Source organism: Mesorhizobium sp. M0244, assembly GCF_040321795.1.
In the GTDB taxonomy this organism is placed as follows: Bacteria; Pseudomonadota; Alphaproteobacteria; order Rhizobiales; family Rhizobiaceae; genus Mesorhizobium.
In genome coordinates, this window is record NZ_JAMYSE010000040.1 from 1 (window position 1) to 13603 (window position 13603).

At 64.2% G+C, this 13603-nt stretch carries 14 protein-coding genes; 8 read left to right on the top strand and 6 right to left on the bottom strand.

What is annotated here, in order from left to right; genetic code table 11:
• Positions 1-204 precede the first annotated feature (204 nt).
• The 3 genes from NKJ08_RS21905 to NKJ08_RS21915 form a co-directional block, all read right to left on the bottom strand.
• Positions 205-780: a D-sedoheptulose-7-phosphate isomerase gene (locus tag NKJ08_RS21905; RefSeq protein ID WP_352523273.1), complete on the bottom strand. Its 576-nt coding sequence runs from the start codon at positions 778-780 to the stop codon at positions 205-207.
• Between the two features lie 7 nt (positions 781-787).
• Positions 788-2266, bottom strand: coding sequence for a D-glycero-beta-D-manno-heptose-7-phosphate kinase (rfaE1, locus tag NKJ08_RS21910; protein WP_352523271.1), 1479 nt, complete (start codon positions 2264-2266; stop codon positions 788-790).
• Between the two features lie 139 nt (positions 2267-2405).
• The gene (locus NKJ08_RS21915; RefSeq protein WP_352523270.1) at positions 2406-3038 is read right to left on the bottom strand and encodes a LysE family translocator; all 633 of its coding nucleotides are present in this window, start codon (positions 3036-3038) and stop codon (positions 2406-2408) included.
• A 175-nt stretch (positions 3039-3213) separates the two neighbouring features.
• Here NKJ08_RS21915 and rfaD point away from each other — a divergent pair, with 175 nt between their 5' ends.
• The 3 genes from rfaD to waaC are packed head-to-tail and all read left to right on the top strand — an operon-like array spanning position 3214 to position 6130.
• Positions 3214-4164: an ADP-glyceromanno-heptose 6-epimerase gene (gene rfaD / locus NKJ08_RS21920; RefSeq protein WP_352523269.1), complete on the top strand. Its 951-nt coding sequence runs from the start codon at positions 3214-3216 to the stop codon at positions 4162-4164.
• Entirely contained in the window at positions 4137-5144 is a 1008-nt protein-coding gene (waaF, locus tag NKJ08_RS21925) for a lipopolysaccharide heptosyltransferase II (RefSeq protein ID WP_352523268.1), read from the top strand. Before rfaD ends, waaF begins: the two co-directional genes overlap by 28 nt.
• A complete protein-coding gene (gene waaC, locus NKJ08_RS21930; RefSeq protein ID WP_352523267.1) occupies positions 5141-6130 on the top strand; it encodes a lipopolysaccharide heptosyltransferase I in 990 nt (329 codons plus the stop codon). Before waaF ends, waaC begins: the two co-directional genes overlap by 4 nt.
• Positions 6131-6350: 220 nt before the next feature.
• Here waaC and greA read toward each other — a convergent pair whose 3' ends face one another.
• Both greA and NKJ08_RS21940 read right to left on the bottom strand, forming a co-directional pair.
• Positions 6351-6824: a transcription elongation factor GreA gene (greA, locus tag NKJ08_RS21935; RefSeq protein ID WP_023719113.1), complete on the bottom strand. Its 474-nt coding sequence runs from the start codon at positions 6822-6824 to the stop codon at positions 6351-6353.
• 323 nt (positions 6825-7147) lie between these two features.
• On the bottom strand, positions 7148-7705 hold the full coding sequence (locus tag NKJ08_RS21940; protein ID WP_352523266.1) for a tetratricopeptide repeat protein: 558 nt from the start codon (positions 7703-7705) through the stop codon (positions 7148-7150).
• 217 nt (positions 7706-7922) lie between these two features.
• Here NKJ08_RS21940 and NKJ08_RS21945 point away from each other — a divergent pair, with 217 nt between their 5' ends.
• The 4 genes from NKJ08_RS21945 to NKJ08_RS21960 all read left to right on the top strand — a co-directional run bounded on the left by NKJ08_RS21945 (position 7923) and on the right by NKJ08_RS21960 (position 11445).
• Positions 7923-8348 carry a DUF3775 domain-containing protein gene (locus NKJ08_RS21945; protein ID WP_352523265.1) on the top strand — a complete coding sequence of 142 codons (426 nt, stop codon included), beginning with the start codon at positions 7923-7925 and terminating at the stop codon, positions 8346-8348.
• Between the two features lie 112 nt (positions 8349-8460).
• Complete coding sequence (locus tag NKJ08_RS21950) at positions 8461-9426, top strand: extensin-like domain-containing protein (RefSeq protein ID WP_352783286.1); 966 nt, start codon at positions 8461-8463, stop codon at positions 9424-9426.
• A 118-nt stretch (positions 9427-9544) separates the two neighbouring features.
• Positions 9545-10384, top strand: a complete 840-nt coding sequence (locus tag NKJ08_RS21955) for an extensin-like domain-containing protein (RefSeq protein ID WP_352523262.1) — start codon at positions 9545-9547, stop codon at positions 10382-10384.
• A gap of 353 nt (positions 10385-10737) precedes the next feature.
• A complete protein-coding gene (locus NKJ08_RS21960) occupies positions 10738-11445 on the top strand; it encodes an LssY C-terminal domain-containing protein (RefSeq protein ID WP_352783289.1) in 708 nt (235 codons plus the stop codon).
• A 33-nt stretch (positions 11446-11478) separates the two neighbouring features.
• On the opposite strand, the gene NKJ08_RS21965 is transcribed toward NKJ08_RS21960, so the two are convergent.
• Complete coding sequence (locus NKJ08_RS21965) at positions 11479-12501, bottom strand: zinc-dependent alcohol dehydrogenase family protein (RefSeq protein WP_352523258.1); 1023 nt, start codon at positions 12499-12501, stop codon at positions 11479-11481.
• Between the two features lie 127 nt (positions 12502-12628).
• Between NKJ08_RS21965 and NKJ08_RS21970 the strand changes: the two genes are divergently transcribed.
• Positions 12629-13564, top strand: a complete 936-nt coding sequence (locus tag NKJ08_RS21970; protein WP_352523257.1) for a LysR family transcriptional regulator — start codon at positions 12629-12631, stop codon at positions 13562-13564.
• Positions 13565-13603: the final 39 nt, after the last annotated feature.

Sequence of the window (13603 nt, forward strand, 5' to 3'; positions counted from 1 at the left end):
GTCCGCGAATGTGTTTATAACGAGAGGGGCGGGGGCGCTTAAAGCGCGCGACGGTGCGGGTAACCGCGCTCTACTAAAGCCCCTCTCGGGCCGCTTCGCGGCCACCTCTCCCCCGCTTCGCGGTGGGCGAGGAACCCAGGTCTTGAGAAGTCGGCGGGACAGCACCCCCTGCCGGCCATCTGCCCCTGCAAGGGGAACGCGCGATCACCCCGCGTCGCAGAGGCGCGTTTCGACTATTTCGCACAAATGGTGATAAAGGCACAAATGCCCCTGCTGGATGATCGGCGTCGAGGTCGAGGGCACGTTGAGCAGGATGTCCGACAATGGCTTCAGCTTGCCGCCGGTGTCGCCGGTCAGGCTGATCACCGTCATGTCCATCAAGCGCGCCTGCTCTGCGGCGGCGAGGATGCTTGGCGAATTGCCGCTGGTCGAAATGGCGAGCAGCACCGCACCCGCCGAGCCGTGCGCCTCGACCTGGCGCGCAAACACCGTGTCGAAGCCGTAATCATTGCCCCAGGCGGTCAGCACCGCCGCATTGGCCGGCAGCGCGATGACGTTGTAGGCCTTGCGCTCCCTGAGGAAGCGGCCGACCAGCTCGCCGGCGATGTGGATGGCATCGCTGGCCGAGCCGCCATTGCCGGCTATCAGCAGTGCCTTTCCTTGCGAAAGCGCCGCGACCACGGCGCTCACCGCCCGCTCCATCTCACTGGCAAGGTCGCGCTCGATCATCGCCGAAATCGCGGCCGCCGAGCGGACCAGGTATTCGTTCAGTTCGGACATGAAACCCTCAGTTGCCGGCGCGCAATCTGCCGATGGTGCCGGTCGTGCTTTTGCCGGCGACGAGGTCGACCAGCACGACGCGCCCGCCCGCCTTCTGCACCACATCGGCGCCGACCACCTGATCGACCGTATAGTCGGCGCCCTTGACCAGTATGTCGGGGCTCAGCGCTTCGATCAGCGAAAGCGGCGTATCCTCCTCGAAGATGACAACGGCGTCGACCGAGGCTAGCGCGGCCAGCACGCAGGCGCGGTCATGCTGGTCGTTGACCGGGCGCCCCGGCCCTTTCAGCCGGCGCACCGAGGCGTCGCTGTTGAGGCCGAGCACCAGCCGGTCGCATTGGCTGCGCGCCGCATGCAACAGGCTGACATGGCCGGCATGCAGGATGTCGAAACAGCCATTGGTGAAGCCGACGCTCAAGCCCTCGTCCTTCCAGGCCGCCACCAGCCGTGCTGCGGCGGCGGCATCGAGGATCGCATCCTTGTGGGCAACCGGACCATGCGAGCGAAACAGCGCACCGGTGAGTTCCTCAATCGTCAGCCGCGCGGTGCCGCGCTTGCCCACCACCACGCCGCCGGCGGCGTTGGCGATGGACCCGGCCATGACGCGGTCGGCGCCTGCTGCCAGCGACAGTGCGAATGTCGCGATCACCGTGTCGCCGGCGCCCGAAACGTCGAACACTTCGCGCGCTTGCGTGGCGACATGGCGGGCGTCGTCCGGACCGACGACGCTCATGCCCTTTTCGCTGCGCGTCGCGACCACGAAATCCAAACCGTGCGCCGAAATCAGCTGGCGCGCCGCCGCCTCGATCTCGTCGTCGGCGAACACTGCGCGGCCGACCGCCTCGCCGAGCTCCTTGCGGTTGGGCGTGATTGCCGTCGCGCCAGCGTAGCGCGCATAATCGCTGCCTTTCGGATCGACCAGCACCGGCTTGCCCGCCGCGCGGCAGATCGAGATCAGCTCGCCGGCGACGCCGTCGAGCAGCACGCCCTTGCCATAGTCGGACAGGATGACGATGTCGGCCCGCGCCAGCGCTTCGCGGAAGCGCCCGACCAGCATCGCGCGCTCGGCATTGCCCAAAGGCTTGATTTCCTCTTCGTCGAAACGCAGCACCTGCTGGTTGAGCGCGCTGAAGCGGCTTTTGGACGAGGTCATGCGATCGGCATCCTGTGCCAGCCCGCCGATGTCGACGCCAAATTCGCCGAGCATGCGCATGAGGTTTTTGCCGGCCTCGTCAGCGCCGATCACCGAGACCGGTATCGCGGCAGCGCCGAGCGAAACGATGTTGGCGACGACATTGCCGGCGCCGCCCATCGCCAGCGTTTCGCCGCGCCCGTGCAGCACGGGGATCGGCGCTTCCGGCGAAATGCGCTCGATCACGCCATTGACGAAACGGTCGAGGATTAAGTCGCCGACCACCAGCACGGTGGCGTTGCCGAACCGCGAGATGGCGCGGTGAAGAGGTTCGGGAGGAGGCAGCTTGATCATGTCAACGCGCGGGAGAGCCGATTTCAGTGACAGGGAGACTCGATTGGCAGGGCCGACCATTCATGGCGATGCCGATATACCGCAATTTCAGCCAACGCAACGGCAGGGCAGCGGCAGATCGCGGCGGCGAGACAGTCCGTCAGCTTTTCTGCAACGCGACATGCACGCCTAGCCCGACGAGCACCGCACCGCCGGCGCGTCGCATCAGGCGCTGCGCCCGGCTCGAGCGCCGCAGCCTGGCGATCACCGCGCCGGCCAGCACCACGCAAACGATGTCGGCCGACGAGAACATCAGGTTGACGATCGTTCCAAGCACGACGAACTGCAGCCAGACCGGAAACGCTGCCGAGGCGTCGATGAATTGCGGCAGGAACGCCATGAAGAAAATCGCCGTCTTGGGATTGAGCACCTCGACGGCAACGCTCTCGAAAAAGGCACGGCGGGCGGATTTCGGCTGAATTCCCGGCAAGACGGCATCGCCTTGCGCCTTGGCGCGAAACAGCGAAACACCGAGCCAGATCAGATAGAGCGCACCCACCAGCTTGACCGCCATGTAAAGCACCGGCACGGCATGGAAAAGCACCGACAGGCCGACAGCGGCGGCGAAGACATGCACATAGCCGCCGAGATGGATGCCGAGCGCCGCCATCAGGCCGGACCAGCGGCCGCGCGCCATGGTTTGCGCGGCGGCATAGAGCATGGCCGGGCCGGGGATATAGGCGAAGATCGCCGTGGTGGCGAAAAAGGCGACAAGCAGTTCGGTTGACGGCATTACCTTGCTCCTGTCGCCGATCGGCCGGCAGGCCGACTGAAACGAGACCTTTGCGGCGCCACTATGGCGCTCACCCGGCCGCCCCGCCACCTCTTTGTCGACAGCCCGGCCCGCCTCCCCTATAAGGCCAGAATCCCACAAGGGCTACAATCGGCACAAGATACCAGAGGCTTTCATGATCATCGTCACGGGCGGCGCCGGCATGATCGGTTCCAACATCGTCGCCGCGCTCAACGCCGACGGTTTCAGCGACATCCTCGTCGTCGACGACCTCACCGACGGCCACAAGATCACCAACCTCGCCGACCTCGAGATCGCCGATTATCTCGACAAGGACGATTTCCTGGCGCGGATGGAGGCCGGGGACCTCGGCCGCATCGAGGCCGTCTTCCACCAGGGCGCCTGCTCGACCACCACCGAATGGAACGGCAAGTTCATGATGGAGGTCAACTACGCCTATTCGAAGCGGCTGCTGCACGCCTGCCTGGCGCTGCGCGTGCCCTTCCTCTATGCCTCCTCGGCTTCCGTCTATGGCGGCGGCGCCGAGTTCCGCGAGGAGCCGGAATGCGAACGGCCGCTCAACGTCTATGCCTATTCGAAAAAGCTGTTCGACGACTATGTCCGCCGCACCGTTTTCGATACCGACCATCCGCCGGTGGCGGGCCTGCGTTATTTCAACGTCTACGGGCCGCGCGAGGCGCATAAGGGCGCCATGGCCTCGGTCGCCTTCCATTTGTTCAACCAGGTCGAACGCGGCGAAAACCCGAAGCTGTTCGGCGCCTATGACGGTTTCGGGCCCGGCGAGCAGAGCCGCGACTTCATCCATGTCGGCGATGTCGCCGACGTCAATCTGTGGCTATGGAAACGCGGCTCGAGCGGCATTTTCAACTGCGGCACCGGCAAGGCCCAGCCGTTCCGCGCCATTGCCGAGACGGTGATCGAGGCGCTCGGTAAGGGCCAGATCGAATTCATCGAGTTTCCCGACCACCTCAAGGGCAGCTACCAGAGCTTTACGCAAGCTGATATGTCCCGCTTGCGCGCAGCCGGTTACAATGGCCAGTTCCGCACAGTGGAAACCGGCGTCAGAGACTATGTCGAATGGCTGAAAGCCCAACGATCCTCGTGATCGGCCCACGCTGGGTGGGCGACATGGTGATGGCGCAGTGCCTGTTCCAGGCGCTGAGGGAGCTTCATCCGGATGCCGCCATCGACGTGCTGGCGCCGGCCTGGGCAGCGCCGCTGGTCAAGCGCATGCCCGAAATCCGCCAGCAGATCGACCTGCCGCTGCAATCCGGCGCGTTCGAATTCCGCGTCCGAAGGCGCTTCGGCCGCCTGCTGCGCGGCCGCTACGACATGGCCTTTGTCCTGCCGGGAAGCTGGAAGTCGGCGCTGATCCCGTTCTTTGCCGGCATTCCACGCCGTGTCGGCCATCTCAAGGAAATGCGCTACGGGCTGCTGACCGACATCGTGCCGTTGCCCGATCGCCTGAAACGGCGCACCGCGCAGGCCTATTTCAGCCTTGCCCGGGGCGGCGCGTTCCAGGCGCCGAAGCTTGCCGTCGATCAAGCCAACCAGGCGGCATTGTTCGGCCGTTTCGGGCTGACGGCGGGGAAATTCGTGGCGCTCATGCCCGGCGCCGAATTCGGCCCGGCCAAGCGCTGGCCGAGCGAACACTATGCCGGGCTCGCCCGCGAGATGATGGCGAAAGGGTTTGGCGTGGCACTGTTCGGATCGAAGAACGACGCTGGGGTGACGGCGGAAATCGCCGCGCTGGCTCCGGGCGCCGTCGATCTTGCCGGCCAGACGCGGCTCGAGGATGCCATCGACCTGATCGCGGCGGCGAGGCTCGCCGTCTCCAACGACAGCGGGCTGATGCATGTCGCCGCCGCCGTCGGCACGCCGGTCGTCGCCGTCTACGGCTCGACCTCGCCGCAGAACACGCCGCCGCTCGCCGAGCGCCGCGAACTGCTCTGGCTCGGCCTGTCCTGTTCGCCCTGCCACAAAAAAATCTGCCCGCTCGGTCATCTCAACTGCCTGAAGACGCTGGAGGTCGAACGCGTCGTGGCGGCGGCGGAGCGGCTGCTGGAAATGCCGGCCGCCGCATGAAAGTGCTGATCGTCAAGACATCGTCCATGGGCGACGTCATCCACACCTTTCCGGCAGTCAAGGATGCGCGCCGCGGCCGACCGGATATCTCCTTCGACTGGTGCGTGGAAGAGGCCTTTGCCGGCATCGTCGCCTTGCATCCAGCCATCCAAACCATCCACAGCGTGGCGATCCGGCGCTGGCGCAGGAAGCTGCTTCAGCCCGGCACATGGCAGGAAGTGATCGGCTTGCGCCGCGCCTTGCGCGATTGTCGCTACGACCTCGTTCTCGATGCGCAAGGCCTGCTGAAATCGGCGCTGGTGGCGCGGCTGGCGGCAGCGCCGATCGCCGGTTTCGACCGTTCGAGCGCCCGCGAGCCTTCGGCGAGCCTGTTTTATGGCCATCGCTACGCCGTGCCGCGCGGCCTGCACGCCATCGAGCGCACGAGACGGCTGTTCGGGCTGGCGCTCGGCTACGAGCCGGATTTTTCCCGGCTTGACTCCGGCATCGCGCCGCCGGCCGCAAGATCGACTTTTGCCGGTGAAAAGACAGCCTTCCTGCTGCACGGCACCAGCCGCGAGGACAAGAAATGGCCGGTCGGTGACTGGATCGAAACCGCTCGCCTGCTGGTGGACAAGGGAATGACGCCGGTCACCACCTGGTCGGACGACCGGGAACAGGCGGTTGCCGAAGCGATCGCCGGCGCCGTTTCGCAAACCGTGGTGGTTCCCAGGTCGCCGCTTGCCGAGATCGTCGCCGTCATCGGCGGCTCGACGCTGGTCATCGGCGCCGACACCGGCCTCACCCATCTCGCCAGCGCTTTCGGCCTGCCGACGGTGGCGGTATTCCTCGCCACCGAGCCCGGCCTGACCGGCCCGCGCGGACCATTCTCATCGACGCTCCTGGCCGCGCCTGGGCGCATCGTCACGCCGGCGGAGGTAGTGGCGGAAGCCGAAAGGTTGCTGGCGCTTCGGGAGACTGGTCCGATCAATGTTGGTAGGGGCTGACCGGCAAGATTAGCGCTGCCCCTCATCTGGCTGCCGCCATCTTCTCCCCGTATGTATAGGGACGGGGAGAAGGACGCCTTCACCGAGGATTTCGCCAATCAGCAACGTTGCAGAAACAGCACCGACGTTGCGGCCAGCCCCTTCTCCCCGTCACTATACGGGGAGAAGTGCCCGGCAGGGCGATGAGGGGCAGCGCTAGCTGATGGAATTAAAGGCGCCCTTAAATGAACTGCACCTGGACGATCTCATACCCGCGCGCGCCGCCCGGTGCGTTGACCTCGATGGCGTCGCCGACTTCCTTGCCGATCAGGGCGCGCGCGATCGGCGACGAAATCGAGATGCGGCCGGACTTCACGTCCGCTTCCTGGTCGCCGACAATCTGGTAGGTCTTTTTCTCCTCGGTATCCTCGTCGACCAGCACCACGGTGGCGCCGAACTTGACCTTGTCGCCGCTGAGCTTGGTGACGTCGATCACCTCGGCTCGCGCGATCAGGTCCTCGAGTTCGTTGACCCGGCCCTCATTGAGGCTCTGTGCCTCTTTTGCCGCGTGATATTCGGCATTTTCGGAGAGGTCGCCATGCGAGCGCGCTTCGGAAATCGCCTCGATGATACGCGGCCGCTCCTGTTGCTGGCGCCAGCGCAGTTCTTCCTTCAATGACGCGAACCCCTCGCCTGTCATCGGGACCTTGTTCATAATGCCTGACCTTTCCTGCCGCCGCCCCCGCAATCGGGAGCGACCTTGTCGATGGTACAAAAAGAAAACGGTCCGGCAGCCTCGGGCTAACGGAACCGTCTCACCACAATTTCGCAAGATATAGCAATCTTCGCGGGTTTTTCACGTCCAAAAAGTCGGTTTTTGAAAAATCATCCACCGATGGCACGGTTGACCCAACGTCAAGCGGCGCTTCCAACATTACCGTGATGCCAAATCCCGGTTGGGGGCCAACATGTGCAGCCCAGCAAAAAACCGGCTGCGATTGCTCACAGCCGGTTATGAGGAGCGTTTCGGGGGTCGAATCAACTCCTCATGAAATGATCGATCTGCTCCGACAGCATGCCGTATTCGCGTGATCCCTTGCCCGCGCGCTTCTCGATCTCGCGGAGCTGTTCCTGGGCGCCGGCAAGATCGCCGATCTGCAGGTGCGCCTCGCCGAGATATTCGCGCACCAGCGTGTAATTCGGGTCGATGCGCAGCGCTTCCTCGTAATAGCCGAGGCCGACGGTGACGCGGCCGGAATGGCGGTGCGAATAGCCGAGATAATTGAGGATGCGCGGATCCTGCTTGTTGGCGGCGAGGCTGAGCACGGCGATCGCCTCGTCATAGCGCCCGGCCATCGCCAGATCGTGACCGGCATCATAGATGCTGTCGTCGTCCAGCATGCCTTGCTTCGGCGAGACGCATTTCTTCTGCTTCTTGTCCCAGACCTCCCCCTTCTTGCACTGGGTCTGGCTGCCGCCATTGCCTCCGCCTCCGCCGCCGCCACCTCCCCCACCCTCACCAGCCGAAAACGCCGGGGCCACAAACAGCGGCAGGGCGGCGATAGCCATGACCTGAATCAGCAGTCGTCTGCGCATCGAAGTCTCCTTTGAACCTGACAATGCAACATTAACGCCGGGCCAAAGCCGTTTCGTCCCGGAAATGTCATCCTATCCTACAAACGCCATCCATCCCAGGAACGCACGGCATCGGAAATCATGCTTCAACGATTAACGCCGACGCGCAAGATGACGTGACGAGCGCTGCAAATCCGCTATCATCCGGCAAACCGAGCACGAAGTAGGGAGAGCGCCGGTGCAGCAACGCCTTGAACGGGAATGGGAGCTTTCGATCGGTCCCGATACCGTGCGCCTGTTCATCCTCAAGGCGAAGGCGCTCAGCGCCGCCGTCAACGAAGACTATGCCGACGGCGCCGAGCACGAGATAGAGCTCGACGGCAACGCGCACGACAACCACCATCATGACGGCCTTGCCGAGGAAAGCTCCGAAAATCTCACCGAGGAAGAACTGCGCGAGCTGATCGACGACCTCAATGTCGACGAAGCGGCCGAGCTGATTGCGCTGGCCTGGGTCGGGCGCGGCGACTATGACGCGACGGAATGGACGGACGCGCTGACCGCCGCCCGCGAGCGCGCCAACAAGCGCACCGCAAAATATCTGCTCGGCATGCCGCTGCTGGCGGACTGGCTCGAGGAGGGCCTTGAAGCGATCGGCGCATGACAGCGCGGTTACCGATTGTGATCGGCAGCGCCCCTCGCCCAAAGCAACTTCCCTGCACGCTGGCCGTTGCGAGCTGATGGCGGCGTTTGGTTTTTCCAGATTGTGCAGACTGATGCTCGCCGTTGCGGCGGCGTCGCTGCTGGCCGGGTCCGTATCGGCCGAGGCGCCCAAACTACCGCAAACTGCACCCGTTCCCGAGTTCAACCAGGAAGCCACCCCGCCATCGCCGGCCGACATCCCGGTCCCCGAACCGCGCCCGGCCGCAGAGGCCGAGCAGCCCCAAATCGAGCAGCCGCAAAACGGGCAGCCGCAAAACGGCCAATCCCAAAACGGCCAGTCCCAAAACGGCCAATCCAAGACCGAGCAGCCTGAGCCGCCGGCGATCGCACCACTACCTCCTGAAAAGCCGGCACAGTCAGTGCCGCTGGCAAGCGCACCGGTCGCGCCACAAAACCCGACCGAAGCCGAGGACAAAAAGGAGGAGAAAAAAATCCTTCCAGATCCTCGATCGGCGGCTATTGCCGATAAAGAAATGCCGGACGAGGAGTTGGCCTGCCGCAGGCGGCTGAAGTCGATGGGCGTCGATTTCGAGGAGCGCAAGCCCGAGCAGGATGCGGCGGTCGGTTGCTCTATCCCCTACCCGATCGTGCTGAAGACGCTCGGCAAATCCATCGCCATCGGCCCCAAAACCGAGCTGAATTGCCAAATGGCCGAGGCCACCGCGCGCTTTGCCGCTGCCGTCATCCAGCCCGCGGCCAAGGCGGAGTTTGGCGAGGATCTCAAATCGATCGGCCAGGCCTCCGCCTTCGTCTGCCGGCCGCGCCACGCCGGCGGCAAACTATCGGAGCACGCCTTCGGCAATGCGCTCGATATCGCCAGCTTCAAGCTTTCGGACGGGAAGGAGATCGATGTCGGCCCGGCGCCGCCGCAGAAGGACGCGAAATTTCTGGACACGGTGCGCAAGGCGGCCTGCGGACCGTTCAAAACCGTGCTTGGCCCTGGCAGCGATGCCGATCATTCGCTGCATCTCCACGTCGACCTCGAACCGCGCCGCAACGGCGGTACGTTTTGCCAGTGACATCGAGCCCGCCGACATCGGGCGCCGCAATTTGGCCGCAGGCGTGAACGGCGCCGCTGATTTTTCCTTTACCCTTGGCGATTAAACTCTGTGCCATCTGGGGACAGGATACCTGCCGATGGCCGGAATATTTCGCGCTGCGCTTGCCGCCGCGCGGCAAACAAGGCGCGCGCGTATGGCCGGCAGGCTTGCCGCCATGCTTGCCATTGCGGGGGTCTCCGCCTGCAATACCAGCAGCGTGCTGTCGCTGCAGCCGGCCGTCGATGTCGGCAGCCAGACCGCTGCCGTCCCGCAAACTTCCGGCCCACAAAGTTCCGGCCCAGAATATTCCGGCATGCAGCGCCTCGTCCCATCCAACCCCTACATGACGGCCGCCTATCCGCGCATGGGCGACCCGATGTCGCCGGCCGAACAGATGCCGGCCACCGAGATCGATTGCCGAAAGGAACTGAAACGCCTCGGTGTCGTCTACACCGACATTGCGCCGATCCATGAAGGCCAGTGCGGCATCGATTATCCCGTCAAGATCTCGGCCATCGGCAGCGTCGAGATGAAGCCGGCCGCGACGCTGACCTGCGACATGGCCGCCACTTTCGCCGGCTGGACCAGGAACGAACTCGTCCCGTCGGCCCGCTGGCGCTATTTTTCAGGCGTCAAGACCATCCACCAGGGCTCGAGCTATTCCTGCCGCAGGATCGCCGGCGAAGGCGTGTTGTCGGAACACGGCAAGGGCAATGCGCTCGACGTGATGAGCATCGAGCTCAACAATGGCGACGACATCGACGTCCGCAAGCCCGGCCTGTTCGCCTTCCGCACTCGCGGCTTCCTCAACAATGTGCGCGCCGACGGCTGCCAATATTTCACCACCGTGCTCGGCCCCGGCTATAATTACGACCACCGCAACCATTTCCATTTCGACATCAAGAACCGCAAGAACGGCTATCGCGCCTGCCGCTGATTGGCAGTCTTTCAGATTGGCCGAAACCATATATCCCTTGGTCATCCTTGGGCGGAGCGTGAGCGAAGCGAAGCGCGCAGACCCGAGAATCCATGCCCGTGACCGGCGAGCGTCGCTGCGGTGCGGAAGCTGGGATTTTTGTGAAGACGACGACAATGGCGGTGAAGCCGTCCTTTGTCCGGATGGCAAAGAACAATAAGGACAATGCCCGTTTTCTGGACCGTTGCGCACTTCGTTCCACCTCATGGCATGGATCCTTGGGTCTCCGCGACGTCGCTTCGCTCCTGCTCCGCCCGAGGATGACGAAGGCGTGGTAAGCTCTAGCCAGATACACTTAGGCGCTAAGTTTTCGCATGAGCAAACGAAGCCTTCGACGACGCGCAACGACCTGGCTGGTGGCATGCTGTGCCGCCTATCTATCGCTCGCCTATTTCGCCGCGCCCGAGTTCTGGACGTTGCGGGACCGCAATTTTCGCAGCCGCCAATTCGAGATGGTGACGCATACGCCGCAAGGCATTCCGGGCGATCCGATCAATGTCGGCCTTGTCGGCACGAAGAAGGAGCTTGTCCATGCTTTTGCCGTCGCCGGCTGGGATACGGCAGACGCAATCACGCTGAAGACCGCGATCGAGATCGGCGAAAGCGTGCTGTTCGGCCGCCCCTATCCCGACGCGCCGGTCAGCCGGCTGTTGTTCGAAGGTCGCGCCCAGGACTTCGCCTTCGAACAGCGGGGCGGCGCCAGCCCCGCCCGGCGCCACCACGTCCGCTTCTGGCAGACCGATGCGACCGGCGACGACGGCCGGCCGCTTTGGCTGGGCTCGGCCAGCTTCGATCGTGGCGTCGGCCTCAGCCACGATACCGGCGCGATCACCCATCACATCGGCCCCGACATCGACGCCGAGCGCGATGGGTTGATGCGCGACCTCGCCGCCGCCGGCATGCTGATCTCGACCAGCGAGATACCAGGTGTCGGCGCCACAAAGACCGGGCGCAACGGCGAAGGCGATCCCTATTTCACCGACGGCAAGGTCATCCTCGGCATCCTGCTGCAACTGCCGTAGGCGCGCCGTATGACAGCCTTCGTCCCGACGGGGTCAGGGCACGGTGATCACGATCTTGCCGAACGGTCCCGTCTCCAACCGCTCGAATGCCTGCGGCACCTCGTCGAAGCCGAAGACCTTGTCGATCACTGGCTTGATCGCGAGCGTCTCGATCGCCTGGTTCATCCGCTCGAAGGCGCGTCGATGGCCGATCGATATGCCCTGTACGACGATCCGGTTGCGCAGGAACGGAATGATCGGGAAACTGAGTTCCATGCTGCCCAGAAGGCCTATCACCGACATCCGGCCGTCGGCGCCGAGCGCATTGAGCGAGCGCCGCGCATTGTCGCCGCCGACCATTTCCAGCACGTGCCTGACGCCGGTGCCGTCTGTCAACTCGCGGGCGACCTCGTCCCATGCCGGATGGCTGCGATAGTTTATCGCTTGCCAGGCGCCGAGCGCCTTCGCCCGTTCGAGCTTCTCGTCGCTGCTCGAGGTGACGATGGCGCGCAGGCCGAAGGCGGCGGCGAACTGCAGCGCAAATAGCGACACGCCGCCGGTGCCCTGGATGAGAACGGTCTCGCCCGGGATCGGCTTGGCCGCCTCGACCAGCGCGAACCACGCCGTCAGCGCCGCGATCGGCAGCGTCGACGCCTCGACATCGCTGAACGACGGCGGCGCCGCCACGGCGGCATCTTCATGAAAAAGCACATGCTCGGACAGCGTGCCGGGCAGTGACGATCCCAACGTATGCTTGTGCAGCACCGGCGGTGCGCCGCCGTCCGGCCAGTCGGCGATCACCTGGCCGAGCACGCGCTGCCCGACCCGGAAGCGGCTGACTTCGCCGCCGGTGGCCACCACCTCGCCCACCGCGTCCGATGTCGGCACGAACGGAAAGGTGAGGTCCGGCATCAGCACGCCATCGACGATCATCCTGTCCTTGTAGTTCAAAGATACCGCTGTGACGCGTACCAGAAGGTCATGTGGCCCGGGTTGGGGCACCTTTCCCTTAGCCGGCTTCATCCTGGACAGGCCGAAACCGTTCATCTCCCAGGACGTGTTGTTTTCGGTGCTCATTCGGTTCGCGCTCCGCTGTTGATGGCTGCGCCAGATATTTACGCCGTTTCACTATCGAGAAAAGTGCTTCCATGTGGCATGTTCCGCAACAAATTTAGGAACAAAACTCTACAATAGGAGAGCTTCATTGGAATCGGCCAACCTGCAAGGCATCGTCGCATTCGTTCATACGGTGGAGGCCGGCAGCTTCACCGGCGCCGCTGTCCGGCTGCATGTCACCAAATCGGCGGTCGGCAAATCGATCGCGCAGTTGGAACAGCGATTGGGCGTTCGCCTGCTCAACCGCACCACCCGCAGCCTGAGCCCGACCAGCGAGGGCTTGAGCTATTACGAAGCCTGCGTCAGGGCGCTGGCCGAGATCGAAGCCGCCCGGTCGCTGTTGGCATCGCGCAAGCAGGTGCCTTCCGGGCGGCTGCGCGTCGACCTGCCTTTGGCCTTCGGCCGGCGATGCGTCGCCCCGCTGCTGTTCGACATTTCCAAAAAATTCCCGGACCTGACGATGGAAATCTCGTTCAACGACCGGCGCGTCGACCTGATCGAGGAAGGCATTGACCTGGCGGTGCGTATGGGCGACCTCGACGACAGCCTTTCCATCGCCGCGCGCCGCATCTATGCCCAGCGCTCGGGCATCGTCGCCGCCCCCGCCTATCTCAATGCACATGGCAGGCCGCGATCGATCGAGGAGATCGCCAGGCACAGCCTCATCGGCTACGGCCGCGACGGCACGGTCCATCCCTGGACCATCAGGCATGCCGACGGCCGTCTCGAAAAGTTCGCGCCCAAGGCGCGGCTGGTGCTCGGTCACGGCGAACCGATGCTCGATGCAGCACTGGCGGCCTGCGGCATCGTCTTTCTGCCGACATGGCTGACGGCCGATAGCGTCAGGCGCGGCGAACTCGAAATGGTTCTGTCGGACTGTCTTGTCGAGAACGCCGTGGTGCATGCCATCTGGCCGGTGACGCGCAACCTCGCGCCGAAAGTCCGCGTCGTCGTCGACACCCTGATCGAGCATTTTTCCGCGCCGCCTTGGGATGTCGGAGATCAGCTCCGCGCGCTATCTTGAAAAATCGCGGCCGTCCTATTTTCGAAAACCGCGCGGCAA